General features: G+C 43.6%; 21 protein-coding genes, 7 tRNA genes and 1 other annotated feature. Of the genes, 27 read left to right on the top strand and 1 reads right to left on the bottom strand.

Annotated elements, in window-relative coordinates; translation table 11 throughout:
• Nucleotides 1-163: 163 nt before the first annotated feature.
• The 10 genes from VB077_RS06745 to VB077_RS06700 all read left to right on the top strand — a co-directional run bounded on the left by VB077_RS06745 (nt 164) and on the right by VB077_RS06700 (nt 12,229).
• Entirely contained in the window at nt 164-568 is a 405-nt protein-coding gene (locus VB077_RS06745) for a type II secretion system protein (RefSeq protein ID WP_323414457.1), read from the top strand.
• 78 nt (nt 569-646) lie between these two features.
• Nucleotides 647-1,030, top strand: coding sequence for a type II secretion system protein (locus tag VB077_RS06740; protein ID WP_323414456.1), 384 nt, complete (start codon nt 647-649; stop codon nt 1,028-1,030).
• The gene (locus VB077_RS06735; protein WP_323414455.1) at nt 996-1,574 is read left to right on the top strand and encodes a DUF4860 domain-containing protein; all 579 of its coding nucleotides are present in this window, start codon (nt 996-998) and stop codon (nt 1,572-1,574) included. The genes VB077_RS06740 and VB077_RS06735 overlap by 35 nt, the downstream gene beginning before the upstream one ends.
• An 88-nt stretch (nt 1,575-1,662) precedes the next feature.
• Entirely contained in the window at nt 1,663-2,676 is a 1,014-nt protein-coding gene (gene pilM, locus VB077_RS06730) for a type IV pilus assembly protein PilM (RefSeq protein ID WP_323414454.1), read from the top strand.
• Nucleotide 2,677: 1 nt separating this feature from the next.
• Nucleotides 2,678-3,229, top strand: coding sequence for a PilN domain-containing protein (locus VB077_RS06725; protein ID WP_323414453.1), 552 nt, complete (start codon nt 2,678-2,680; stop codon nt 3,227-3,229).
• 10 nt (nt 3,230-3,239) lie between these two features.
• Complete coding sequence (locus tag VB077_RS06720) at nt 3,240-4,574, top strand: hypothetical protein (protein WP_323414452.1); 1,335 nt, start codon at nt 3,240-3,242, stop codon at nt 4,572-4,574.
• Between the two features lie 5 nt (nt 4,575-4,579).
• Nucleotides 4,580-5,407, top strand: a complete 828-nt coding sequence (locus tag VB077_RS06715) for a type II secretion system protein (protein WP_323414451.1) — start codon at nt 4,580-4,582, stop codon at nt 5,405-5,407.
• 23 nt (nt 5,408-5,430) lie between these two features.
• Complete coding sequence (locus VB077_RS06710) at nt 5,431-7,896, top strand: DUF2572 family protein (protein WP_323414450.1); 2,466 nt, start codon at nt 5,431-5,433, stop codon at nt 7,894-7,896.
• A complete protein-coding gene (locus VB077_RS06705) occupies nt 7,844-11,275 on the top strand; it encodes a DUF5057 domain-containing protein (RefSeq protein ID WP_323414449.1) in 3,432 nt (1,143 codons plus the stop codon). Before VB077_RS06710 ends, VB077_RS06705 begins: the two co-directional genes overlap by 53 nt.
• Before the next feature lie 162 nt (nt 11,276-11,437).
• Complete coding sequence (locus VB077_RS06700) at nt 11,438-12,229, top strand: prepilin peptidase (RefSeq protein WP_416337037.1); 792 nt, start codon at nt 11,438-11,440, stop codon at nt 12,227-12,229.
• 13 nt (nt 12,230-12,242) lie between these two features.
• Here VB077_RS06700 and VB077_RS06695 read toward each other — a convergent pair whose 3' ends face one another.
• Nucleotides 12,243-12,617: a hypothetical protein gene (locus VB077_RS06695; RefSeq protein ID WP_323414447.1), complete on the bottom strand. Its 375-nt coding sequence runs from the start codon at nt 12,615-12,617 to the stop codon at nt 12,243-12,245.
• Nucleotides 12,618-12,950: 333 nt separating this feature from the next.
• Here VB077_RS06695 and VB077_RS06690 point away from each other — a divergent pair, with 333 nt between their 5' ends.
• From VB077_RS06690 to thrS, 17 genes are all read left to right on the top strand, one after another.
• Entirely contained in the window at nt 12,951-13,607 is a 657-nt protein-coding gene (locus VB077_RS06690; RefSeq protein ID WP_323414446.1) for a TVP38/TMEM64 family protein, read from the top strand.
• 336 nt (nt 13,608-13,943) lie between these two features.
• A complete protein-coding gene (locus VB077_RS06685) occupies nt 13,944-14,261 on the top strand; it encodes a hypothetical protein (protein ID WP_323414445.1) in 318 nt (105 codons plus the stop codon).
• Nucleotides 14,262-14,396: 135 nt separating this feature from the next.
• Nucleotides 14,397-15,677, top strand: a complete 1,281-nt coding sequence (locus tag VB077_RS06680) for a glycosyltransferase family 2 protein (RefSeq protein WP_323414444.1) — start codon at nt 14,397-14,399, stop codon at nt 15,675-15,677.
• A 191-nt stretch (nt 15,678-15,868) separates the two neighbouring features.
• Nucleotides 15,869-16,756 carry an agmatinase gene (gene speB / locus VB077_RS06675; protein ID WP_323414443.1) on the top strand — a complete coding sequence of 296 codons (888 nt, stop codon included), beginning with the start codon at nt 15,869-15,871 and terminating at the stop codon, nt 16,754-16,756.
• 94 nt (nt 16,757-16,850) lie between these two features.
• Nucleotides 16,851-16,926: transfer RNA gene (locus VB077_RS06670), tRNA-Val, on the top strand.
• 14 nt (nt 16,927-16,940) lie between these two features.
• Nucleotides 16,941-17,016, top strand: a tRNA-Asp gene (locus tag VB077_RS06665).
• A 5-nt stretch (nt 17,017-17,021) separates the two neighbouring features.
• Nucleotides 17,022-17,097, top strand: a tRNA-Phe gene (locus VB077_RS06660).
• Between the two features lie 3 nt (nt 17,098-17,100).
• Nucleotides 17,101-17,175, top strand: a tRNA-Gly gene (locus VB077_RS06655).
• A gap of 8 nt (nt 17,176-17,183) precedes the next feature.
• A tRNA-Cys gene (locus tag VB077_RS06650) sits at nt 17,184-17,257 on the top strand.
• A 15-nt stretch (nt 17,258-17,272) separates the two neighbouring features.
• Nucleotides 17,273-17,361 (top strand) — tRNA-Leu (locus tag VB077_RS06645).
• Nucleotides 17,362-17,366: 5 nt separating this feature from the next.
• A tRNA-Val gene (locus VB077_RS06640) sits at nt 17,367-17,443 on the top strand.
• Nucleotides 17,444-17,652: 209 nt separating this feature from the next.
• Nucleotides 17,653-18,468, top strand: coding sequence for a hypothetical protein (locus tag VB077_RS06635; RefSeq protein WP_323414442.1), 816 nt, complete (start codon nt 17,653-17,655; stop codon nt 18,466-18,468).
• Nucleotides 18,469-18,646: 178 nt separating this feature from the next.
• Nucleotides 18,647-18,871 carry a hypothetical protein gene (locus VB077_RS06630; RefSeq protein ID WP_323414441.1) on the top strand — a complete coding sequence of 75 codons (225 nt, stop codon included), beginning with the start codon at nt 18,647-18,649 and terminating at the stop codon, nt 18,869-18,871.
• A gap of 210 nt (nt 18,872-19,081) precedes the next feature.
• Nucleotides 19,082-20,533, top strand: coding sequence for an aminotransferase class I/II-fold pyridoxal phosphate-dependent enzyme (locus tag VB077_RS06625; protein ID WP_323414440.1), 1,452 nt, complete (start codon nt 19,082-19,084; stop codon nt 20,531-20,533).
• Between the two features lie 3 nt (nt 20,534-20,536).
• Nucleotides 20,537-21,391 carry a polyamine aminopropyltransferase gene (speE, locus tag VB077_RS06620; RefSeq protein ID WP_323414439.1) on the top strand — a complete coding sequence of 285 codons (855 nt, stop codon included), beginning with the start codon at nt 20,537-20,539 and terminating at the stop codon, nt 21,389-21,391.
• Nucleotides 21,392-21,717: 326 nt separating this feature from the next.
• Nucleotides 21,718-22,593: a putative sporulation protein YtxC gene (ytxC, locus tag VB077_RS06615; RefSeq protein ID WP_323414438.1), complete on the top strand. Its 876-nt coding sequence runs from the start codon at nt 21,718-21,720 to the stop codon at nt 22,591-22,593.
• Between the two features lie 30 nt (nt 22,594-22,623).
• Nucleotides 22,624-22,854: a binding site (T-box leader), on the top strand.
• 39 nt (nt 22,855-22,893) lie between these two features.
• Nucleotides 22,894-24,816, top strand: a complete 1,923-nt coding sequence (gene thrS / locus VB077_RS06610) for a threonine--tRNA ligase (protein ID WP_323414437.1) — start codon at nt 22,894-22,896, stop codon at nt 24,814-24,816.
• Nucleotides 24,817-24,846 lie beyond the last annotated feature (30 nt).

The raw sequence follows: 24,846 nt of genomic DNA, 5'->3' as shown, positions 1-24,846 counted from the left end.
CAATAAAAATTTTCTGAGGGAATTTCCAATTTGGTGTTTCCAAAAATGAAAACCCCCTACCGAAAAGTAGGAGGAATTCAATATTGATGGTTCAAGCAAAGTCTTGAACCATCTACCTCGGCGAATGCCGAGAGGCTATTTAAATATTCAGGAGGGAAAAAAGATGACGAAAGCTCTTATGAACTTGAAAAAGAAAAAAGATGGGTTTACTTTGATTGAATTAATTGTAGTTATTGCGATTATTGGTATTTTGGCGGCCATTTTGCTGCCGAGGTTTTTTGGGTTTACGGATGATGCCAGAGCAAATGCGGCAAAAGCTGAAGCAAAAAATATTTATTCTATTGAAACGACAAATTACGCTCAAACGGGCGCTTGGATAACTCCAACAGTAGCCAACACAAACACTGCTACTGCTACATCAACACTAACTACAACAACAACGCCTGCGCAAACCTACGTTTTCCAAGGGACAATATCAGGATTTTCCAACGGTGCGTTTACTTATGAGAAAAATAATTATTTGACTCATAATTTTGTTTGTGATGCTAACGGTAATGTAACACCATAAGTTAAAAGTTTATTCAAAAAGAAGTGCCCATATTGCCCGATTGGGCAATATGGGTACTTCCCCAAGGGGTAATGGACATTGTCAAAGCACAATGGGTTTACTTTAATGGAAATGATTATCATCCTGGCAATCATCAGTATTTTGTTTACCATTACCTATCCCAGTCTGGTGAGTACGCGTAATGATACACAAGAAACGGAGCGTGCCCGCCAGGAATATGTGGTGAATAAGGCTTTGCAGCAATATTACGCCCTAACGGGTGGTTATCCTAATCCGAGTCATGACTCTTCTAAGCGTGATCTAAGTCCGGATGAAATGACTATACTGGTGGATGCTTTACAAAATCAAACCGGGGTGAATATGGATCTTTCCCATTATAAATACACCTATAAAGAAGCCTATAAAGACACAAACGGAGACGGAGTGTATGAAACGAATGCGCTCAGGGCGGATAAAAGATGACCCCGTAAGAAAAAGGTCTGTCCCAAAGATCAATAACAAGGGTTTTACCCTGATTGAGCTGATCGTTGTTTTGGCCATCATGGGGATCATGGGGGGCATGCTCGTATCGATGATCCACACTGGGGCCATAACGTATAGGAGCACCTATGACATGGCGGATGCGCAAAATGATGCCCGCGTGGCAATGTCCTATCTGACGGTGAAGATCAGGCAAAATGATGCCCGGCCAAACGATGGAACCGATGGGATTAAGGTCATCGTTTCTGACACCGGATCGTTTCAAGCCCTCCAGATTAAAGATAGCCAAAATACAGGTTTTTCCTTTTGGATTTATTGTGCTGATGGAAAGTTAAGACAGCAATACGCCGCAGACGTTGCAGGGTTTGACGGTGCCCATTTGGATTCTTCCGGAATGGAGATTGCCAATATTAGTGATTTGGATGTGCAGAAAGAAGAGGCGAAAATTACGTTGCGTGTTAAGTCTTCCGATAACTCGGTGAATTTAACCCAGATCGTGACTCTGCGCTCGTCTTTAACGCCATGATAATGCAGCATGGGGCGGGGCAGATAACGAACTCGGCTATGAATGAGACAGATGAGAAAGATGAGAATTACGGAGCGGGAGGAGCAGCATGTTTGAGGATAAAAAGGTTCTAGGAATTGATATCGGCTCGCGCCATATTAAGCTTGCTTTGGTCAAACAGGGCAGACAACCGGAACTGTTGGCCTGGGCTATCGTGCCGACACCGGAAGATTGCCTGCAGGATGGGATGGTCCTGAACAAGCAGGCCCTGGCCGAGCAGCTCAAAACGGCCGTCAAAGAGCACAAGCTGATGGTCAAAAAGGCTGCTGTCAATCTGAACTCATCCGGCATCGTTGTCCGGGAGCTTGCGCTTCCGGCACTTAAAGATAAGGAAATCGGAGCGGCAGTCCGGTTTGAACTGACGAAGAGTTTTCCCGATATGGTCCAGACCCATGCCACGGCTTTTAAGATCTATCACCGAACTGGCGATGAGCTTGAGGGTATTACGACCTTATGTCCACGCAAGATGATCGATTTCTACCGGGAATTTTGTGAAGAAACAGGGATTCCCGTTAAATACATGGACGTCAATGCCAATAGTTTGGCGAAGGCCTACAATTGTTACGTCGAGGCCCCGCAGGCGGGAAAATCCATTTTGCTTGTGGACATCCGTACCAACATGTCCCAGGTCAATGTTTTACAGGAAGGAAAGATTGTTTTAAGCCGAAATATCACGGGTGGGCTGGCGTCCTTAGAAAGTCTGCTTGTTCAGTACTTCAAAATGGATCAGGGGGAAGTAGCGGCGGCCCGACAAAGTGGTTATCAGAAATTGCCCCTCAGTTCGGAGGAACTGAATGCTTGCCTGCGCATAGGGTATGGTGCCCTTGGGGATCTGATCCGACAGACGCTTGATTTCTGCCGCTATAACAAAGTTGAAGAAGGGATCGACAGCATCTGCCTCTGCGGCGGTGGCAGTGCTTTTCAGGGTTTGGAGAACTATTTCAGCACAACGTTCAATCTCCCTGTGCATGCGGCCCAACCCAAGCATCTTCGTCCGGAAGTCACAGAGTGTTTTAAGGTTCTGATGCCGGCTATTGGTGCAGCTTTGAGGGAGGACTGGTAGCATGAGAGATATTAACCTGCTGCAAAGTGAAAGAAAAAGTGACCGCGGGTATTTCAAATACATCAAACCCTTGTATTTCATCTTAGCCGGTGTTTTATTGGTATCCTTGGCAACCTATGGAGTCTTGATGTTCATCGATGGAAGGACCCAGACGAATGAAAAGGCGGTAGCCCAAAAGATCATCACCTATTCGGATATTGAAACGGAGAAGAAAGAGATTCAGACCAAACAGGACAAAATTACTCAGATGTCAGGTATTATTCAAACGATTGTCGCCGGTACCACGATCAATACCCGGATTTTGGATGGAGTTTCCGGAGTGATGCCGGAAAATGTGTTCATCGTTAACTATGCGGCGGATAAATCCGGGAACTTAAATCTGGTGGGGAAATCGCAAGATATGAGCAATATTGCCTATTTTATATATAAACTGAAGGGAACAGGACTTTTCACGGATGTATCACTCACGAGTATCAGCGGCTCGAAGGGGAACAATTCCAATTCCGAAACGGGCATCTATGATTTCACGGCCGTGTTAAAGCTTAAAAAGTGAGGAGAAAACCATGAAGCTCAATCTATCATTTAAGCAAATTTCAGGTCTTCTCAAAGATAAAAAAAGTCAACTTTTCGCAAGGGACAAAGTCAAGCCCAAGCGAAAGAACTTAAATCTCTCCAATCGTGAGTTTATTTTTGTAGCCGCCTTAATTATTGTGGTGGAGATTTACGTTCTCGCCCATTACTGGATCATCCCGAAGTGGCAGAAAATAAATGCGCAGACCGAGCATTACCGCAGTCAACAAATGGTTTTGAATAATTTAATCAAGGATACGGAGAACAAGAATACATTTGATGAAGAGCTTAAACTTTTGGATTATAAGCTGAATACTCTAAAAGAGGAACTACCGGCTAATTTAGTTCAAGAGGATATTCTTCTCAACGTGAACAAGGTTGCCGGCGACAGAAAACTGACGATTAAGGGCATAACGTTTACGAATGTGGCGACGGTCAGCAAACAAGATTTTGCGGCAGGAAAAACGACATCCGCTTCGGCACAAAACGGCGGCAATAACAATGCGGCATCACCCGCGCCCACGCCAACACCAACACCTACATCCCCCGCTCCCGCTTCACCCTCGGCCAATAACAGCAATTCCCCGGCCCCAAACGCTTCGGGAATGCTTTTGGTCGATGATATCAATATCAGCTTTGCCGGGAGCTATGAATCTTTGTATAACTTTATCAGCGACTTAGAGAAGGGCAATCGCCGGATTTTGATTAAGGGAATCACCATTGCCAAGGGGGACAACAACGATTTGACCGGTGAACTGGCCGTTGAGTATCTGGGCTACAAAGATCCGGATGATCAGGGGAATTTTAAGATGGAGACGCCTCCGATCAAGGGCAAGTTTGATATTTTTGCCGCTTTTGGCGGGGCCGCAAATGCAGGGCCGGCGACCAGTCCGGCCTCAGTCCCAACCCGGGCCCCGGTGAAAACATCGAATCCCAGTTTTTATCTCATTCTTAATACGTACGACGATAATGCTCCGAAAGTCATCATCGGCGATTTTACCAAGGATGGGACCGAACTGTACAGCAATACCAATGACACGATCAATGGCCAGTTAACGGTCAGTGGCAGCGAGGGCCATTTCTCCTACACGTACGCTCTCGGCAAGACCAGCCAGAGCAAGGAGGAAAATTTGCTTCTGGACGGGGGAAAATTGAGGCTTGATGTCATTTCTCAGCACCATAAAAACGGCGATGATAAGGTCGGCATCAATTTTGCAGTCACGAATCAAACCAATTATCCGTTGGTTGTCAATGTGATCAACGATGATAAGGATAACCCCCGCTTTAAGATGGCCAATACAAGCGGAAGCGTAACCGTAAACAGGTGATGCTTATGAAAATGGACAATCGAGGATTTACGCTCGTCGAAACCATTGCATCGTTAGCGATTGTGGCCATTCTTTCGACGGCCATTTTCCAGATGTTTGTGTTGTCAGGCAATTTCAATCACCAAGCCAAAGAGATGGACATCGTGAATGTGCTGGTGGTGCATCAGGCTGAAGAATTTAAGAATGACCCGGTGCTCTACTCGACAGATCCGCAATATTGCAGTCCGCGCTATTACGACAGGGCTGGGGTTTCCCAATCGGATGCGACGGGCGCAGCGTTTAGGGTTGAAAGTAAGGTTACGCCAAGCAATGCGGGTCCTGCTCAGGGCAATGCCCCGGGGAATGGGTATAATCCCAGTTTTGTGGCGACGATCGATTTAGCAGATTATATTAACGGAGACTGTGATGTACGGATTACCGAAGTTCCGAATCCAGCAAACCCCATCAAAATAGTGGCCAAAATAGAGGCTAAAGCTGCCAGCGACGCAACCTATACCGAACTAGCCAGCGTGGATCCCTCAACACTGATCCATAACAGGATTCCCATTCGTGTCAATTTTCCCGATCCCGATAAGGGAATCTATTCTCCCCATTTATGTGTGATTAATACTTTAGCGGGTACAGAGGCGGAATTTTACATCTTTGGAGCCCAAGCCGATCCCGCCGATGATTTTCTCATTAATGTCCTAGGGGCTTCAAGCTTATCCGTTGTTCCCGCGGACAGTTCCAAGGACACGAACTATCAATTGACGCTTAATGTTTACCGTTTAAACAATGAGTCGAGTGAAAAGCTGCTGACGTCGTATACGGTGAATAAGTATGATCATCACTAAGCCAAAGACAGGAGATGTCCATCATGAAACGAAAGGGTTGTACCATTTTTGCCAATGAAAAAGGGAGTACTATGCTCCTGACGCTTGGTGCCATCATGGTGCTGATGACCTTTGGAGCGGTTTCCATGATGACGGCCCTGGCCAGTGTCCAGATGGGTGGCAAATATGTAAGTTGGTCCAACGATTATAATACCTTGGATGGGAAGGCCGAAAAACAGGTCAACGATGTGAATACTTTGCTTGAGAAGGCAGAAAAACAGGCCCAGGATTATATGAATGCGCAATATTATTCAAAAGAGGATAATACAGACATTCCGCATGAATTACAAGTTTACAACTCTCAGAAACATCACAGCTATCAGAATGATATTTATAACCAGTGGGTTAGCTTAGACGCGGAAAGCGGCACGAATGAAAAGAGCTTACGGGATTTTACCCAGCTGACTTTAAAAAGACTTTATTTCTTTTATGCGGCAGCGCTGCTGACCGATAATAGCTCGGGCCGAGGGTATACTGTTACCTTTGATCCTGGCGGAGATCAGCTGGGCGATTACCAAAGTGCTTTGTTTAGCAGTGGTTATACCGGTGATGATCCTTTGGCCCCGGGCGGTATAGCGGTCAAAATGAATGTCACCGCCGATACGGTGGACGGGAAATCGGTATCCGTTCGACTGAATGTGCTGTTTCCTACCTATAAGGCCCTGGCGCAGAAAAAGTTTACCACGAAGGGAAATCCGGTCTGGGCCAATGCCATAACGGCTGCGGGAAGTATTGGCTTTGAGGAAGGGGCAAGCACGATTAATGGGGATCTGTTTGCAGCGGATAAGGATGAAACACTTCCCCTTGACGACAATAAAGTGGCTAAGACAGGAATCTATAGTGCCGGTGCGGATGTGACGATCAACGGCAATGTCAATACGAAAGGCAATTTGCATATCATGGCCAGCGGCGGCAAGATAGCGGTAAATCCCTACCCAACCAATTTTAGCATAGATATAAAAAAACTAATTTTTAATAATCAATGGTTTTTTGATCGTACAATAGTTGACGGTAATCCGCAGGTAGTATTGGAGAACTATGCTGAGAAAGAGAATTCGGATTGGAAACCAAATTACATTCCCTTTGTGTATTTGGATTCGAACGGAGGAAACGTTTACTGCAACAGCCTGTCTGTGGACGAAAAATATAACGATCATGGAGTGGATAGGAATGTTGATCGTGGCCAAATCGAAGTTGCGAGGAATGTCAGCACCTTTGACGATATTCAAATGGACGGTTCAAATTCCGAAATTACGGTTAACGGAAACTTTATCGGCGTTAATTCAACGGCCGCAGATGGGAATCCCAACGCCAGCAGCGCCATCATAAATAATGTGACCGGGTCAAGCAAGATAAACTTAAAAGGTCAGTTTATCGTCCCGGGAACGGCCTACGCCCAGTTTAACGGCGTGAAGAAAAGCGGGAAAGAAAACTATGTTTGGGACAGCAATAACCTGTTTTACCAGACTGGGGAAAGTGTCACGGCGAAAAGCGATGCGCTCTTCAGTGCCTATATGGCCGATGTGCCCGCTTCTAACGCTGGAGAGTACAATTATTTTTATGACCAGTACACAACCGATCCGCAGACAACAGACGAGAGCAAAATCAACTCTTTCTCCTTGCTGCGGGGAGAGGAGAAGAGTAGATCGAATGAGGATGTTCTAGAGGATGTCTTAAGAGCTAAAATACTGCAGATCATGGCCCTTGCCAATAACACTGCAGTAACCAATGTTTTTACCGGATCCGATGTCAAAGGATATTCCCTGGGGGCTGCAATTGTACATCAAGGGAGCAGCCCGCATGCTACTGCTTTTGGTTCAAACTTTAGTCCAAACCCAATTACCAACTACAGGGAGAATCAGTCGGCTTACGATACGTTTAAAGACTCGTTGAGCAAGATTTTTGTTGCGAAGACCCAAAAGCTGGGTACTGCCGATAAATCGGCCGCCACTTCTGATCAGCGGGCCGCCTTCGATACAGGCGATGTCAAGACAAGCTTTGTCCATAAAGCGGCGGTGGTTGATCCCAATACAAATACGCTGCGCTCTGGAGTGGCTAGGTCTCCCTCAGGCTTGTCAAATTCCTTTACTTATATTAAACAAAATGCGGACAGCACCTATAATTTGGAACTTAATGGCTCCTACGGCGGTATTATCTACTGTGAAGGAAATTTAAATATTACCGATATTTCCGGCAATGGGTCGTTTAAAGGGACCATCATTTGCGAGGGCAATGTGACACTATCCGGGAACCCAACCATTACCTATGATGAGGGAACAATCGTATCTGTTTTGGTGGCCAATAGTCTGGCCAGGGCGTTTTTCACTCCGGGTGAAATGGGCGGCCCAGGGTTCACGACGAATGATAGCACAACCACTTTTGACGGAGGTGTGCGCGATGGAAGTGTCCGGCGTTACTCTATTGTCGAATGGAAGGAACAACAGAACTAATAAAAAAGGAGGTGTGCTTGTAGATCGGCTACAAGCGAAGCGTATGATGAAAAGAATGAGAAAGTGTGGGTCCGTCTTACTCGCTTTCCTGTTAAGCTTGATGCTGCTCCCCGTGCCGGCATATGGGGGAACACCGGCTCAGCCTCAGAAACCGGCGTTGGAAGTATTGGAAGTGCAGCCGGGAACGTCCTATGATCTGTCAGCTTTGACAACTTCCGATTGGTCGTCTTGTATCCCTGACCGAACAGTGCATGTAACGCAGATGTCGATGCCGGAATTTATCAGTAAAGTGGATGAAATCAACGGAAAATATGACATTGTCTATATCGGCAACAATACGAAAAATAATGTTTCATATACCTATTTGGGGAAAGTCAGTAGCAGACTTCCTGAAGGCGGGAATAGTTCGAAGGAGTATTACAGTGACAATGACATCACCAATCGAAGAGCAGCAGTTCTGAAGGAATTTATCGAATCGAAGCAGCTCACTGTTTTCGATCAAAGCATTTTTAATATTAGGACCGTGCCTAACTTAAAACTGACCAAACTTTATCAAGACTTGAACAGCTACGTTAACAATACCCAATATGCTAATGTTGTTTTGGTCGATACATCAAATAATTATGCCAAAAAGTCAAATCTTAAATCCGCTTTTGCGGGGTATACCTCCAGCAGTGCGATTGCCAAAAGACCTGAGCTTACGATTACGACAAAACCGCAGGAATATGATGGAACGGACCGAAGTTATCAAACGGGAAGCAATAAATCGCTCGGGTATAATTTTGATATGCAAAGTTCTGGCACGGCGAATGATCTGACGGTCAAACTCTATTTGGATATCAATGGGGACGGCATCTTCAAAGCAACGAATGACAGCCAATCGGAACAGGTCTTTACCCTGGATCATCGGCCCGGCGGTTCAGGTTATGCGATTAATTATCATTTGCCGGATTTATTGATCGGGCTTTTGCCCTGGAAGCTGGAAGTAACGGATAACGCCACAGGGGCGAAGACCTATGTTACGGGGGCTACTGCGCTCAAAGCAGCAAAGGGCAATGAGTTAAAAATTCGCGTTTTGCAGCTAAAACCGGACGGAAACACCTTTTCCGTTTACGACGACCTGAAAAATGTTTACGATAATTCAACCAGAAGTTATCAAAATTTACTGTTTAAAGACGGGGTTTATGATATTCAGGTCACCGAGATGGATGTGAACGATTTTAATGCGGCTTATGCTAATTTGCAGTCGAACCAGCTGCCGCAGAGCAAACCGGCCAGGGTGAATGGTCAGAACAAAACGGCGCCCACCCAATTGAATAAGTATTATGATATGGTTATTGTGGGATTTGCCGATATCTATGGGGGCAATGATTTAAATTCGAATGCGCTTCAGGCTTTGCAGAACTTTATTCAAACGAACCAAAGTGTCATGTTTACCCATGACACCCAGACGTTTGATGTTCAAAATAAGGGTAGTTGGGCCTATAATTTGACCCAAAATTTCCGCAGCCTTGTAGGTCAGCAGCGCTATTATCGCACGGCGCCGGACTCCGGTCGGTATTACGATCGGATGCCGGATGCGAGCAAGGATTCCTATGGTTTCAGCAATCTGACACTGGACCGGGCGAATAGCAATACGTTCCAAACGACAACGCAAACCCATAAAATCAACGATAATTTGGTGACACAATTCCCCTATATCCTGGGAGATATTCAAGTCGCGCCCACCCATTTTCAGTATTTTCAATTGGACTTAGAAGATGAAAACGTAGTGCCTGTTTATACCCTGAATAATTCATCCGGAAGCACCATCTATACGCATCCGGGTGACGGGCGAAATGATTATTATACGTATACCAAAGGAACGATCACGTATTCCGGAACCGGTCATAGCAAGCCGAATGCGGTTGAAGAAATGAAAATGTTTGTCAATACCATTTTTAAGGCTTCGCGGGGAGCCAATCATGCACCCACCGTGGAGGTTTACGGGATCAGCAATGGGATGAATATTTCCAATGCCTCGGATCATATTGACTTTTCCTTTAAAGCCACGGACATCGATCTTACGGATCAGTATCTGAATGCGGATATTTATCTGGCAACGAGTCAGGATGGAACGAATTTCAGTGACTATCAACCCCTTAAGTCTTTTCGGACGACCGATGATCCCAGTGCACGATTAACAAGCGGCGTGACAAAGTCTGTCCGCCTTGATAAAGCGCCTGACACCGGTATCAAGGCGTATAAAGTCAAAGTGCTTGTTTTTGATAATTATAACGCCCAGGTGAGTCAGGAGATTTCGCTGAACAATGTGTTCGAGCCGCAGATCGCGGTTGAAGGCTATAATGATAGCTGCCTCGTCGGCGATAAGCTCAACATTCCCTTAAACGTGCAGGCCAATGCTACGAATATCAATGAATCGTTTCACTCGATTAAGCTGCAAAGTACGGTCAAAGCGCCTGACGGAACTTCCAACATTAATTCTTACGATGTTCCGGACGTATCGTTTAATCCGGCTTCTTCCTGGAGCGGTAACCAACAATCATACCCGTACTCCTGGACTTTCGATCAGGAGGGAACCTATCGGATCGTGAATCAATTAACCTACAATGTGCTCAACGATCCCATCAATTCTCCCCCGACACGGGAGAATGATCAGACCTTTACGATTCATGTGAAGTCGGGTGAGATTAAAGTTGTAGTCCTGGATACGCAGGATCGAGCGATTCCGAATGCGAAGGTGACTTCCAGCAGCGGGAGTTCTCAAATGACGAGTAATACGGGTGCGGCAACCTTTGCCGGCTTGAAAACAGGAAATTATACGGTGAACCTTGAAGTGCCGGAGGGGCGGAGCTTAGTGGGGAATACCACTCAAACCGTAGGTTTGGATAAGAATCAAAGCTACCAGGAAATCACGTATAGACTCGACGGCAGTATCATTCAGAATCCCAGTCTCACATCGCGAAGCGGGAATTCCGAAATGTCTGAGATTAGGAATGAGGCGCTTCAGACCAATATTGGCTTTACGCTTGCCCGGCCTGCGGCAGATATAACATTAGACTTAGCGAATAGTTTACCGGGCAGTACGATGAACGTCAATTTGACGAAAGTGCTATGCAATGGAACACCTATCGAGTTTAATGTGGATCAGAACAACCCGGGGAAGATATATCCTAAGGACACGTCTTTCCACAGCGGGACGTATACGGTCTATGCGACATTAACCTTGAGCGGCACGGATCTGCAGGAAGGTCAAAGTTTTACGGTCACCTTAACCCATCTGACGTCGGCCAAGGATGCGGTTAATGGAGGTATAGATAGCATCACCACGGAGCCGTCATTGAAGGTTAATGTCGTCTCATCACAGCGACTGCATTAATTTATTGGCTTAATTTGCCTAGGGCAGGATAGGCAAAGACATCCGAAAGACCTCCGGTGGTTTGGGGTACGCTTGGTTAAGCATCCCGCTCGAACTGTCGGAGGTCTTTGAGCATCGTGTTCAAAATTGCTTAAAAATCTTGAAGTGTGAAGGATGAATGGTGTGGAGATAACGTATGGTGTGTTCGTCTTTATCTTAGGCCTGGTGATCGGGTCTTATCTCAACGTCTGTATCTATCGCATCCCGCGGGGGGAGTCCACGGTATCTCCGCCGTCCCATTGCCCCAACTGTCATACCTGCTTAAAGCCGGTGGATCTGATTCCGCTCCTCAGTTATTTATGGGCAAGAAGAAAATGCCGGTATTGCCGGCAGCCGATTTCACCCCGGTATTTTTGGGTTGAACTGCTGACCGGAGTACTTTCGGTGGTCTTATGGCTGCGGTTTGGCTGGACGATTGACTTTGTGGCTTTTCTATTTTTAACGTATATCCTGATCGCCGTTTTCTTTATCGATATCGAACACATGATTATTCCGGATCAACTGGTCATGGCCGGACTTGGCGGCGGAGCGGTCCTTTTTGTTTACCAATTGTTTCAGCCGTTTCCGATTTACGGTGACCGAAGCTGGTGGAATCCTTTGCTTGGCTTGGCCGTCGGTTCGGGGTTCCTGCTGGCTGTCTCGTTGCTCGGGTTGGCTTTGTACAAGAGTGATGAAGTGATGGGCATGGGGGATGTAAAGCTCTTAGCACCGATTGGTTTATTTTTGGGCTGGCGCATGACGCTATTGGCCCTCTTTATGGCTGTTATTTTAGGAGGGCTCTCCAGTCTCGTTTTAATTCTCTTTGGGAAAGCGACCCGGAAAAGCGTTATTCCGTTTGCCCCTTTCATCGTGCTCGGAACGTGGATCAGCATCCTCTGGGGCTGGCAAATTGTGCATTGGTATTTGGAGATATGAATATCGTATCTAGCTATTTATATATATTTTTGGATGTGATCAGTTCATTGAGAGCTAATTTAGTGACAAAATATATATCATCAACAATATAATATTTTTCTACGCCCTGGAGTAAGTTATCAATTTCTGGGCCTACATTTTCATAAATCTGGGGTTGTTCATTGCTAATTGTAATAAGATAATATGTATTTTCCGGGTGGTTTTTAATGTCATTGACTTCGGAAATACCACTCATATTAAAGACAAGTACCTCATCCTCTCGATTAAGGGATTTAACCCCAAGATATATTGTGGTCAGTTCATTGATTCCAACGTTTTCTTGGATCAGGAGTTTACCGTCATGATCAGGATAAAAAGCTACATACTTCGAGCGTTCCGGCTTGTCCATTGCAATAGCACTTCCTCATTCGAATTTGCTGATTCTTAAATAATAGAATCATATTTAAGAGGGCTGAAATATAGCAAACCCTTCAGTTCATTATACTACAGCCCTTAAAAAATCATAAGGCGCAATATAAGCAATTTTATTTTGTTGTAAGGGATAAAAATATTTTGAATAAAGGGCTTGTTTTGATATAATTATTAAAACTTTTTATTCGGAATAGCAAACTTGTAATAGCAAACTGGGATTGAATGACGCAAAATCTTTAAGAGGGTGAGGAACGTTTACGTTCATAATAAGAGAATTCCGATTATCAATATAATATTGCTGGTGATATTTTTGGCTGCATCTACCTATATAACTGTTCGATATACCCCTGAATTCACGAGAATCTTAAGCGAACCGGAGCAGTTTAGAAATTGGGTAGACTCTTACGGATTTAGCGGTGTCTTTGTGTTTATTTCTCTGCAGATTTTGCAAGTGGTTTTTGCCGCAATTCCGGGAGAAGTTGTGCAAATTGCAGGAGGATACCTTTATGGAGTGTGGCTGGGGACGTTGTACCTGATTTTCGGTGTTGTTATTGGCACTGTGATCGTATTCTATGCTTCACGTCTATTAGGATATCCCCTCGTAAAAGCTCTAGTCTCACAAGATAAGTTGAATCGCCTAGATTTCTTATTCAAAGGCCAAAAGGCCCTTATCGTACTATTTATATTGTTTCTGCTGCCGGGACTTCCGAAAGATATTTTAAGTTATATTGTAGGTCTTACCCCGGTAAAACCTTTGAAATTCTTTACTATAGCCACTGTTGCCAGGTTTCCTGCTCTTTTTGTATCGACATATATCGGGGCAAACCTTCAGGAGCAGAATTATTTTATCGCTTTTACGTTATTCGCCATTTCTGTAATCCTATTTTTACTGGGATATTTCTATAAAGATCGGCTTATTGATAAAATTCATAGAATTACAATTTCACATAAATTGCAAAGAAGATGAATAGAATAGACTATTAGTACTAATGAACAGTCGCTGTGCAGCGGATTATTTCCATACCGTTCAAAGGAGGAGGAGTAATCATGCTGGAAAAGATTCATCTGGATGTAAAATCATTGATTTTCATCTTAGTTTTATTAGGGTTTGCTGTAGGGTCTCTTATTGCTGTAGCGAAGTAGTTACTGTTTTGGGTTCATAAAATGAGGCTGCGAGGAATATGGGGTTAGACTCATGTTCTCAGCAGCCTTTCGCTGTACTATATTCCTTAATTATACAGATTATGTCCAATTCTTTTGAGTAACATCGTTACATACGATGTTATGAGAGAGGTGTTGTGATATGCTGCATAGATTGCTTCATGAGATTAAAATAGAATTATATTGGTTTAAAAAGGAATTAAGCAGACGATTTAGAATGGATACTCCGATTGGAATTATGGGTATAATAGCTTTAATATCAGGTGCACTTTTGTTATTATCTCTGATTCAGGGAATTGCAGCAGTGATACGAGGGGCAATTCCTTGGGTAGCGGGATCAAATGTATCATCAATTTATTGGAGTTCTTTCGGGTATGCTTTGAAAATCAGCTTGATTTTTATTGCTTTTTCCGTTTCTATTACCTTATTTTTCTTACTAAAAATATTTCATCGACGCTAATGGAATAATCGGCTTAAATCTTCATATTTATAAAGTGGACAAACCTATAATTTGGAACTTTTCGGGTATACAATTTATGTTGCATACCCAAAAGCCCTGTGATAGAATTGTGGAGATTAAAAGGAGGTTTGAAACGTGGAGTTCATGTCCGGAGTGACCGGTTCTCACTTGTTTAATCTGATAATGATTCCGGTTCAGGTTTTGATTGTCTTTTTCACCTTATATTATTTCGTTTTATCGATGTTTGGTCTCTTTCGAAAACACGAAGAAAAGATATTAACTCCTGAAAAATCCTTTGCTTTAGTTGTTTCCGCCTACAATGAGGAGGCCGTAATAGGGCAGCTCGTCGAAAATCTACTTAAATTGGATTATCCTAAAGAACTCTATGATGTATTTGTAGTGGCCGATAATTGTACGGATAAAACTGCACTTATTGCCAAGGAAGCAGGGGCAATAGTACATCAACGTTTTAACGCTGAAAAACGGGGTAAAGGTTATGCTCTCGAGTGGTTGTTTCATCGCATTTTCAAAATGGAAGGTAAATATGATGCGGTGATCATTTTCGATGCGGATAATCTTGTCAATCAGAGTTTTCTCGTTGAAATGAACAGTAAACTTTGTCAAGGTCATAAGATTGTTCAGTGTTATTTGGATTCGAAGAATCCATTTGATACTTGGGTTACAAACTCATTTTCAATTGCCTTTTGGCTTCAAAATCGGATGCTCCAACTCGCGCGTTATAATACAGGACACTTATCCAATATCCTCGGCGGAACGGGGATGTGCATTGATATGGATGTTCTCAAAAAGATTGGTTGGGGCGCTACCTCTCTGACAGAAGATCTTGAGTTTACGATGAAAGCTCTATCCTATGGCATTAAGACGACTTGGGCTCATGATGCCGTTGTTTATGACGAAAAACCGTTAACCTTTGCTCAATCGTGGCGTCAACGGAAACGCTGGGCTCAGGGACAGGTGGATTGCGCAGTACGGTACTTAATTCCGCTATTGATAAAGGCATTTAAAGAACGCAGAATCATGTATTTCGATGCGGCGGTTCATCTATTTCAACCGGCATTGACGTTGATCGCAACTTTCTTTATGTTTGTAAATATTATTTCGGCCTTACAACCGTATTACTCCCAAATCTTCTCTGTGGTTATGCCATGGTCAGGATGGCAGATCTTATCGGCGATTTCGCTTGTTTATCCTCTTGCGGTATTAGCATTGGATAAATTGCCTTGGAAAGCATATATCGGATTGATTCTCTACCCAATTTTTATTTATAGCTGGATTCCCATTTGTTTCCTTGGCTTCATCAATCGCAATGATAAGGAATGGTCACATACACTTCATACACGCTCAATTGCTATCGAGGAAGTTGAGTTAAGACAAAAGAAAGTGTCTACCAATTAGGTTTTACTGAGTCCGGCAGGAAAGAGGGGGAAATTCTCCCTCTTTTTTTATACTGTCAGAAGTATAACTTTGTTGCATACTTTCCTCCAGCATAAGTGCAACCAACGACTTCGCCTTTCTGAATGCGTGTTTAAAAGGCACGGCGAAGCCGGGTTTTCTTTATACTAAAAAGCAGAGAGAGGAGTTTATTGATGAGCAAAATGGATTTTGAAGAGTTGGTTGAGAAACCGGGAATATTTATGGGTGCGGATACCCCATATGAAGCGGCAGATACAGTTATTTTAGGAATTCCAATGGACTTTACCGTAAGCTTTCGGCCGGGAACCCGGATGGGGGCTTTAAGTATCCGTAATGTTTCAGTTGGAATCGAAGAATATAGCGTCTATTTAGATCGTGATCTCGGTGATTATGCCTATTGCGATCTCGGAGACTTAGCACTGCCTTTTGGCAATGTCGATAAATCCCTTGCTTTGATTGAAAAGGCTTCACGACAAATTCTTCAGGATAATAAGTTCCCTATCTTTCTCGGGGGGGAGCACTTAGTCACATATCCCCTCATCAAGCCTTTTGCCGAAAAATATCCGGATTTAAGAGTGGTTCATTTTGACGCTCATGCCGATTTACGGACAGATTATTATGGGGAAAATAACTCCCATGCTACGGTAATGCATAAAGTGGCTGAACTGCTCGGACCGAAACGTGTCTACCAATTTGGCATACGTTCCGGAATCAAGGAAGAATTTCAATATGCTAAGGAAAATACGCACCTTGTCATTGAAGAGGTTCTAGAGCCCTTAAAAGCCGTTTTAGAGGAACTTAAAGGCAAACCTGTATATGTTACCTTAGATATTGATGTCGTTGATCCTGCCTTTGCACCCGGAACGGGAACCCAGGAAGCCGGGGGCTGCACATCGCGTGAAATTATTAAAGCAATTCATGCGCTGCAGAGGTTAAATATCGTCGGTTTTGATCTGGTAGAGGTTTCTCCGGCAACTGACTCAAGTGAACGTACGGCATTATTGGCGGCTAAGCTTGTAAGAGAAGCAATTCTAAGCTTTACAAAGGCCCTTAAGGAATAATTGCCACCGTTCCCGGAATTTAACGCCTATAATTTATAAAAAATCTTTGACAGTCTTGCAATTATTGTGTATACTAAAATTCGTCAGTTGTGGCGGGCGATTAGCTCAGCTGGGAGAGCGCCTGCCTTACAAGCAGGATGTCGGCAGTTCGATCCTGTCATCGCCCACCAGATATTTTTATAATGGCCCCGTGGTGTAGCGGTTAACATGCCTGCCTGTCACGCAGGAGATCGTCGGTTCAATTCCGATCGGGGTCGCCATCCATGCCTCGGTAGCTCAGTCGGTAGAGCAGAGGACTGAAAATCCTCGTGTCGGCGGTTCGATTCCGCCCTGAGGCACCATATGCGGGTGTAACTCAGTGGTAGAGTGTCACCTTGCCAAGGTGAAAGTCGCGAGTCCGAATCTCGTCACCCGCTCCATGTTTCCTGGCGGCATAGCCAAGTGGTAAGGCAGAGGTCTGCAAAACCTTTATCCCCAGTCCGAATCTGGGTGCCGCCTCCAAATTTCATTAATTTTGCCGATGTGGCGGAACTGGCAGACGCACGGGACTTAAAATCCCGCGGGCCCTAAAGCCCGTACCGGTTCGATTCCGGTCATCGGCACCACATATGGGTTTGTAGCTCAGCTGGTTAGAGTACCACGTTGACATCGTGGGGGTCGGAGGTTCGAGTCCTCTCAAACCCACCATATGACATCTAGCTCCTTGATTGAGGAGCTTTTTTTATCCCCTAAAACTTGTGTTAAAGCAGGTTCCGGGGGATTTTAGCATTATACTGGAGCATCTGCTAATATTTGCTTGCGGATATTTGTCATTAAACTTGTTAAAATAAACTCACTAAAGATCAAGTTTACGTTTTAAGTGCTTGATCTTTTTCTTTTCTAAAGGGGGTAAAATAGTGGCGATTAGTGATGAGACTTTTGTAGTTCAACAATTTAGGTACAGGAAGCATATTAAACACATTCGAACCTTTGTTACAATTCTCTGCTTAATTAGTATCATCATTTCTATTATCAGTGCCTTGATAAGCGGAATCTATGAGTTGTTGTTTTTAGCCATACCATTTGTGTTAGAGGGTGCTGTTATTTGGGCTGTTTACGGACGGTTTATCAATACAAGAGTGATAATGGACAAAGATTCAATTTTTTACACTTGCGGTAAACGAGAAACCATAATTCCTTATGATCAAATCACAAAGATTCAGGTACGATCTATCAGATATTTAGGTGGATGGATCAAAATTAAGAGTAATAAGAAAACCATAAGGTTAACTGTGGTGGTAGAAAATATTCAAAGTCTCCTCCAAATTCTAAAAGCTAATCTTGATACCAGGGGTATGAACAACACATATAACGCTAAAAAGCTTTTTCGTTTCCTCAAGACGGCTACTTTCTCTGACGAGGGCTGGGCTAGGTTTTATAAGTTATGGTGGAAGTTGCTGTTGTTGACTATTCTTACCGCCATAGTGGGTATAGCCATCGCGATCGTCTTTAATCTTTCGGCAACAGTAGTATTTTTTTCTACTATATTCCCTACGATTATTTATGTCATTAGCGAAGCGATCTTTAAGCTTAGAATCCGGAATTTTTCTAATGCCGGCGATTTTTCGGTTCCTAAACGTGATGTTCTTTATGAGAGAAAAATACAAAAAAGAGCGTTTCTATGGGGGAGTCTCGCATTCATTATTTTAGTATTTCTAATTATCTTTATGTGACAGTAGATAATATTAGTGTTCGATTGTATAAAAAGGGAATAACATAATTATTAAGAAAAAACTTACTATTTCAAAAAAGTAAGAAGGACTTTTCATTATGATATAGAAATGTTATAATAAATTAAACAAGCGAGTGAAAGAATTCACAATCACAATAGAAGGCAAAGGAGGAATTTATATGAAGAAACTTAATTCAAAGGATACTGTATTTTTCCCAATGGGCGGATGTTATCTCGAAAAAAATGAGACTAAGAAAAATCGTGAAATAAATCCAAAGGAGGCTATATTATTTCCTATGGGTGGATGCTATCTCAATCATTATGTAAACAGCAAAAAACGTGCTAATAAAGAATCAAAAGAAGATATCCTATTCCCGATGGGTGGATGTCGTTTTAATCGTTAATTCCCCGAAATAAAAGCGTAAATGCGTATAAGAAGGGTGGAAGATTTGGAATTAAATAAACGAATATATAGGTTCTAAGAGCTGTCATGAAGAAAATGGCAGCTCTTTTCATAACATAAATTACCGAACCACAGCAATAATGTTGACATTAATATAAATGTCGAATATAGTAACTTTGTTCCTTTTTTTAACTGGAAGGTGGTGATTTTCATGCATTCACTGGATCAAAGCAAGGCCCCTATTTATAAAGCACTGCAAGAATACAAGTCGATGCGGGTAGTACCCTTTGATGTGCCCGGACATAAGCAGGGGCGAGGAAATCCTGAACTTACGGAATTTCTGGGTTCAAAATGCCTTTCTGTGGATGTCAATTCAATGAAACCGCTCGATAATCTGGTTCATCCGGTCTCTGTCATTAAAGAGGCTGAAGAATTGGCTGCAGATGCTTTTGGCGCAAAGCACGCTTTTTTTATAGTTAATGGTACCACATCGGCTGTTCAGGCAATGATTATGAGCGTATGCAAACAGGGCGATAAAATTATTATGCCGCGTAATGTCCATAGAAGTGCGATTAATGCGCTGATCATTAGTGGCGCAATTCCTGTATATGTGAATCCCGGTGTTGATAATACGTTAGGAATATCACTGGGTATGCCTCTTGCCGAAGTAAAAAAAGCCATTGCGGAGAACCCGGAGGCTAAGGCAATTTTAGTGAATAATCCAACCTATTATGGGATTTGTTCTGATTTAAGGATGATTACAGAGCTTGCACATCAGCATAATATGTATGTTTTAGTGGATGAAGCGCATGGAACCCACTTTTACTTTGGAGAAAATATGCCTGTGAATGCGATGGCAGCAGGGGCCGATATGGCAGCGGTCAGCATGCATAAAACAGGAGGCAGCTTAACTCAAAGTTCATTTTTGTTGATCAACAAAAATCTCAGCATAGGACATGTACGACAAACCATTAATTTGACCCAGACGACGAGTGCTTCCTATCTCCTCCTGTCTTCCCTCGATATTTCCAGACGCAATCTAGCTCTGCATGGTAAGGAAATTTTCCAAAAGGTAACCGCTCTTGCAAGCTATGCCCGGGAAGAGGTCAATAAAATTGGAGGGTATTACGCTTTTGCCAGAGAACTTGTCAATGGGGATTCGATTTTTGATTTCGATCCGACTAAGCTTTCGATCTATACTCGGGAAATAGGCCTCGCGGGTATTGAGGTCTATGATATTCTCCGCGATGATTATGGAATTCAGATCGAGTTCGGAGACATTGGAAATATTTTGGCTATTATTTCAGTGGGGGACCGTGCTTTGGCTTTGGAACGTTTAGTATCGTCTTTGTCTGAGATCAAAAGACGATATTCAAAAGACAAAACGGGAATGCTGGATCATGAGTACATTAATCCGGAGTTAGTCATAGCACCGCAGCAGGCTTTTTATTCTGAGCAACGTTCTATTGCGATTAAGGACAGCGTTGGATATGTCAGCGGGGAGTTTGTTATGGCTTACCCGCCGGGAATTCCGATTTTAGCGCCGGGCGAACGGATCACTGAGGAAATCATTGACTATATAACTTATGCTAAGGCCAAGGGCAGTTCTCTGACAGGTACAGAGGATATGACCATTGAAAATATCAGAGTTGTGGAGGAATAGATCATGGAATTATGGTACACTGAGCAACACACGGATAATGTTCGCTTTTCCATTAAGGTGGATAAGCCCCTTTACACAGGACAGAGCGAATTCCAAAGGATTGATGTTTTTAACTCTAAGGAATTCGGAAATTTCTTTACGCTTGACGGTTTAATGATGGTTACTCAAAAGGACGAGTTTATTTATCATGACATGATTGTTCACGTTCCGATGGCAACCAATCCCAAGATTAAAAATGTCCTAGTCATTGGGGCAGGGGATGGCGGCACAGTGCGTGAATTAACGCGCTATGCAGGAATTGAGAACATTGACATGGTGGAAATTGATAAAATGGTTGTGGATGTGTGTCGGGAATACTTGCCCCAGACGGCATGCAAGCTGGACGATCCGCGTGTTAACCTGTTTTTTGAGGATGGGTTGAAATTTGTGCGCACCAAAGAAAATATTTACGATTTGATCATTGTTGATTCTACCGATCCTTTTGGTCCCGGAGAAGGTTTGTTTACAAAAGAATTTTACGGGAACTGCTTTAAGGCCTTAAAAGAAGACGGCATTCTCGTCAATCAGCATGAAAGCCCCTATTATGATGCATATGCCAAATCAATGCAAAGAGCCCATAAACGGATCAGAGAGTTTTTCCCGATTTGCCGGGTTTATCAAGCCCATATTCCAACTTATCCCTCAGGACACTGGCTTTTTGGGTTTGCCTCCAAAAAGTATGATCCTTTAACTGACCTCGATGAGCAAGCTTGGAACAACCTGGGCTTGAAAACGAGGTACTATAACACGGACATCCATAAGGGAAGCTTCGCTTTGCCCAATTACGTTAAAGAGCTTTTAGCGGAAGCAGGAGAGTAAACTTGTTTCGGCATAGCTGAAACATCGAAGATGCAGGTGGAAAGTTTACTCCACCTGCATTAACGCCGCCTGCAAAGGCGGGTGTCTTAACTGAGATAGTTTAACAATGAAGCAATTTCAAGTGATCAGCTTTACTTGGGATTGCTTCTTTTGCTTTTTATATTTCGCTTTCAATAGAAGTATAAGCTGATTTTATCCTGGAAATAGTAGGAAGAGTCGGAGAAGTTCCTTAAGATTCATTATTAAAATAAAAATCGTTAAAAGGGGCTTCAACCGAAATTATGACCACAACCAGGTCATATACTCTACTATGGAGGGATGGAAGGTTGGAGCATTCCGTACAGCTTGGAACTCAATACTATCATGAAAGTATCTGCCGGCGTTTGCGGGAACTTCGGGAACACGAGGAGCTTCCGGTCGTGTTTTACGAGCATCAACAAGGGAAACGCTGGCTGATTGATTGTCAATTTCAACTCCCCTCACCTGAGCAGGGGGAAGGGCAAGATACAATTAAACGAATTCATAGTTATTATCTTGCAAATGCTTTAGCGGAGACGATACTCAATCAATGGGAAAAAGACTATGTGCACCGGCTTTTGAAAAAAAAATTTAATTTTAAAAGTGAAGCTGAACAGGTTTTAGGCAAGGCGATGGAATATCTAAATGATACGCCGGCCGAACGAAAGAGTTACTCGGGTAATCGCAAGACAGCACTTGTTAATCAAATTGTGCTCTGTTTGGATCATCAATCCCAATTCGATATCGAAGGATTTTTGCGTTTTCGGGCTCAGGATTATAAGGAACAGGTCCAGAAAGCGGTTACGCATGTTGTCGATGAGTATATCATCGAAAAGGAATACATTGAATTTATTCAGCTTCTAAAACATTTTGTGGATAGCCAAACTCCGCGAATGCATACCTTGCATGTGGGAATTACATCTAAGGGAAAATTTCACCTTTATAATGAAGAAGGAAAAATAGTGACAAATGAATATATGGACGACCTTGCCTTCGGAAGTCCCGGGGATGAGTACTGTTATGAGGATATGCTGATCAGTGCTTTGATTGCTGTTGCGCCGAGACAGATTGTTTTGCATATTCGTTATGAAGGCTATAAGGATACCCTAAATACGATTCTCCAAGTCTTTGAAGGCCGGGTTAGCTATTGCAGTGACGGCTGTTTTATCTGTGATAAGATTTGACAAAGCGGTTTTAGGGTAATATACTTTTAACGTAAAACGATGATAGGAAGAGTACCTTGCTTTAAACTCGTGCCAGAGAGAAAATGCCATGGGCTGAAAGCATTTTTCAGGAGTAGACAGGGGAAGACCAGCCTGGAGTGTTAAGCTGAACAATTATGTAAGCTTAAACGTTTCCCGCGTTAAGGGGCAAAGTCTGATGTTAAAATGATTTTTAATGTTATGAATTTGGGTGGAACCACGGGAATTACTCTCGTCCCATTGCGGGATGAGAGTTTTTATTATTTTTAGGGAGTGAATCGGATGATTAAAGTTACATTAAAGGACGGCTCCGTGCGCGAGGTAGAGCAAGGGACAACGCTTGCAGGCTTGGCTGCTTTAATCTCGCGCGGTTTGGCAAAAACGGCGGTTGCCGGGAAGGTCAATGGTGAGGAAAAGGATTTATCTTATGTTTTAAATGAGGATGCCGAAGTTGAAATCGTGACCTTGGATAGTGAGGATGGACTGAAAGTTCTTCGTCACTCCTCCTCTCACGTTCTGGCTCAAGCGGTACAAAAACTGTTTCCCGGCACGAAGCTTGGTATTGGACCGGCTATCGCCAATGGTTTTTACTATGATTTTGATTCCGAACATGTTTTTACACCTGAGGATTTAGAAAAGATCGAAGCAGAAATGCGCCGGATTGTGAAAGCGGATTACAGCTATGAGCGTCGGGAGATTTCCCGGAGTGAAGCCATAGCGTTCTTTGCCGAACGGGAAGAAAAATACAAGGTCGAACTGATTGAAGACCTTCCTGTTGGGGAAACAATCTCCATGTATACCCAAGGTGATTTTACGGATCTTTGCGCCGGGCCGCATATTCCTTCAACAGGGAAGATTAAAGCATTAAAACTTCTTAACCTTGCGGGTGCGTACTGGAGAGGCAACGAAAAGAACAAAATGCTGCAGCGGGTATATGCTACAGCTTGGGCTAAGCAAGCTGATCTTGATGATTATCTGTTCAAATTGGAAGAGGCAAAACGCCGTGATCACCGGAAACTTGGCTTAGAGCTGGATCTTTTTAGTCTCCATGATGAGGGACCGGGCTTTCCTTTCTTCCACCCAAAGGGTATGATTTTACGCAATGAGCTCGAAGATTTCTGGCGTAAAGAGCATCGTAAAAGAGGCTATCAGGAAATTAAAACCCCAATGATTTTAAGCCGTAGCCTGTGGGAGCAATCGGGCCACTGGGATCATTACAAAGACAATATGTATTTTACCAAAATTGATGATATGGATTATGCGATCAAACCGATGAACTGCCCCGGCGGATTGATCATGTATAAAACGAAACTGAGAAGCTATCGTGATCTGCCGTTAAGAATGGGTGAGTTGGGGCTTGTCCATCGTCACGAATTATCCGGGGCCCTTCACGGCTTACTCCGTGTTCGCAACTTTACCCAGGATGACGCGCATATCTTCATGCTTCCTTCGCAAATCAAGGAAGAAATCATTGGTGTCATTGATCTTGTCGATTATTTCTATAAAGTATTTGGGTTTGAATATGAGGTTGAGCTTTCGACTCGTCCGGAAGACTCCATGGGTTCTGATGAAGCATGGGAAATGGCCACAAACGGCTTAATCGAAGCGCTTGACGCTAAAGAAATGGCGTATAAGGTCAATCCCGGAGATGGTGCCTTTTATGGACCGAAAATTGACTTCCATCTCAAGGACTGTCTGGGCCGGACCTGGCAATGCGGTACAATTCAGTTAGATTTCCAAATGCCGGAGAAATTCGATCTCACCTATATCGGCGAAGACGGACAAAAACATCGTCCCGTCATGATTCACCGGGTCATCTACGGCAGTATTGAGCGCTTTATTGCTCTCCTAACCGAACAATATGCGGGAGCTTTCCCAACTTGGTTAGCTCCGGTTCAAGCTCGCATTCTGCCAATCAGCGAGAAACATCAGGGATATGCCGACCAAATCTTCAAGCGCCTCAATGATCTCGATATCCGTGCCGAAGTGGATGATCGCCGCGAAAAGATCGGCTATAAAATTCGGGAAGCGCAAACCCAGAAGATCCCCTTCACTCTCGTCATCGGGGATCAAGAAGCAGAAACAGATTCTGTCGCCGTCCGCCGCTATGGACAAGGCAACTCCGGCGAGAAGATGACGGTTTCCGAATTCATCGCTATGCTTCAGGAAGAAGTCGCCAGCAAAAAGATCCTGCTTAAATCTTAAAGACCTACACGACCCAAGATGAACTTTTTA

The organism is Desulfitobacterium sp. (assembly GCF_034927245.1).
Lineage (GTDB): Bacteria > Bacillota > Desulfitobacteriia > Desulfitobacteriales > Desulfitobacteriaceae > Desulfitobacterium_A.
Note: the sequence above shows the minus strand (reverse complement) of the source record. Positions and strands in the feature narration are given on the sequence as shown.

Coding starts and splice junctions, on each gene's coding strand:
- VB077_RS06745 (WP_323414457.1), top strand. CDS start 164: ATGACGAAAGCTCTTATGAACTTGAAAAAGAAAAAAGATGGGTTTACT.
- VB077_RS06735 (WP_323414455.1), top strand. CDS start 996: ATGAAACGAATGCGCTCAGGGCGGATAAAAGATGACCCCGTAAGAAAA.
- pilM (WP_323414454.1), top strand. CDS start 1,663: ATGTTTGAGGATAAAAAGGTTCTAGGAATTGATATCGGCTCGCGCCAT.
- VB077_RS06725 (WP_323414453.1), top strand. CDS start 2,678: ATGAGAGATATTAACCTGCTGCAAAGTGAAAGAAAAAGTGACCGCGGG.
- VB077_RS06720 (WP_323414452.1), top strand. CDS start 3,240: ATGAAGCTCAATCTATCATTTAAGCAAATTTCAGGTCTTCTCAAAGAT.
- VB077_RS06715 (WP_323414451.1), top strand. CDS start 4,580: ATGAAAATGGACAATCGAGGATTTACGCTCGTCGAAACCATTGCATCG.
- VB077_RS06710 (WP_323414450.1), top strand. CDS start 5,431: ATGAAACGAAAGGGTTGTACCATTTTTGCCAATGAAAAAGGGAGTACT.
- VB077_RS06705 (WP_323414449.1), top strand. CDS start 7,844: ATGGAAGTGTCCGGCGTTACTCTATTGTCGAATGGAAGGAACAACAGA.
- VB077_RS06695 (WP_323414447.1), bottom strand. CDS start 12,617: ATGGACAAGCCGGAACGCTCGAAGTATGTAGCTTTTTATCCTGATCAT.
- VB077_RS06685 (WP_323414445.1), top strand. CDS start 13,944: ATGCTGCATAGATTGCTTCATGAGATTAAAATAGAATTATATTGGTTT.
- speB (WP_323414443.1), top strand. CDS start 15,869: ATGAGCAAAATGGATTTTGAAGAGTTGGTTGAGAAACCGGGAATATTT.
- VB077_RS06630 (WP_323414441.1), top strand. CDS start 18,647: ATGAAGAAACTTAATTCAAAGGATACTGTATTTTTCCCAATGGGCGGA.
- VB077_RS06625 (WP_323414440.1), top strand. CDS start 19,082: ATGCATTCACTGGATCAAAGCAAGGCCCCTATTTATAAAGCACTGCAA.
- speE (WP_323414439.1), top strand. CDS start 20,537: ATGGAATTATGGTACACTGAGCAACACACGGATAATGTTCGCTTTTCC.
- thrS (WP_323414437.1), top strand. CDS start 22,894: ATGATTAAAGTTACATTAAAGGACGGCTCCGTGCGCGAGGTAGAGCAA.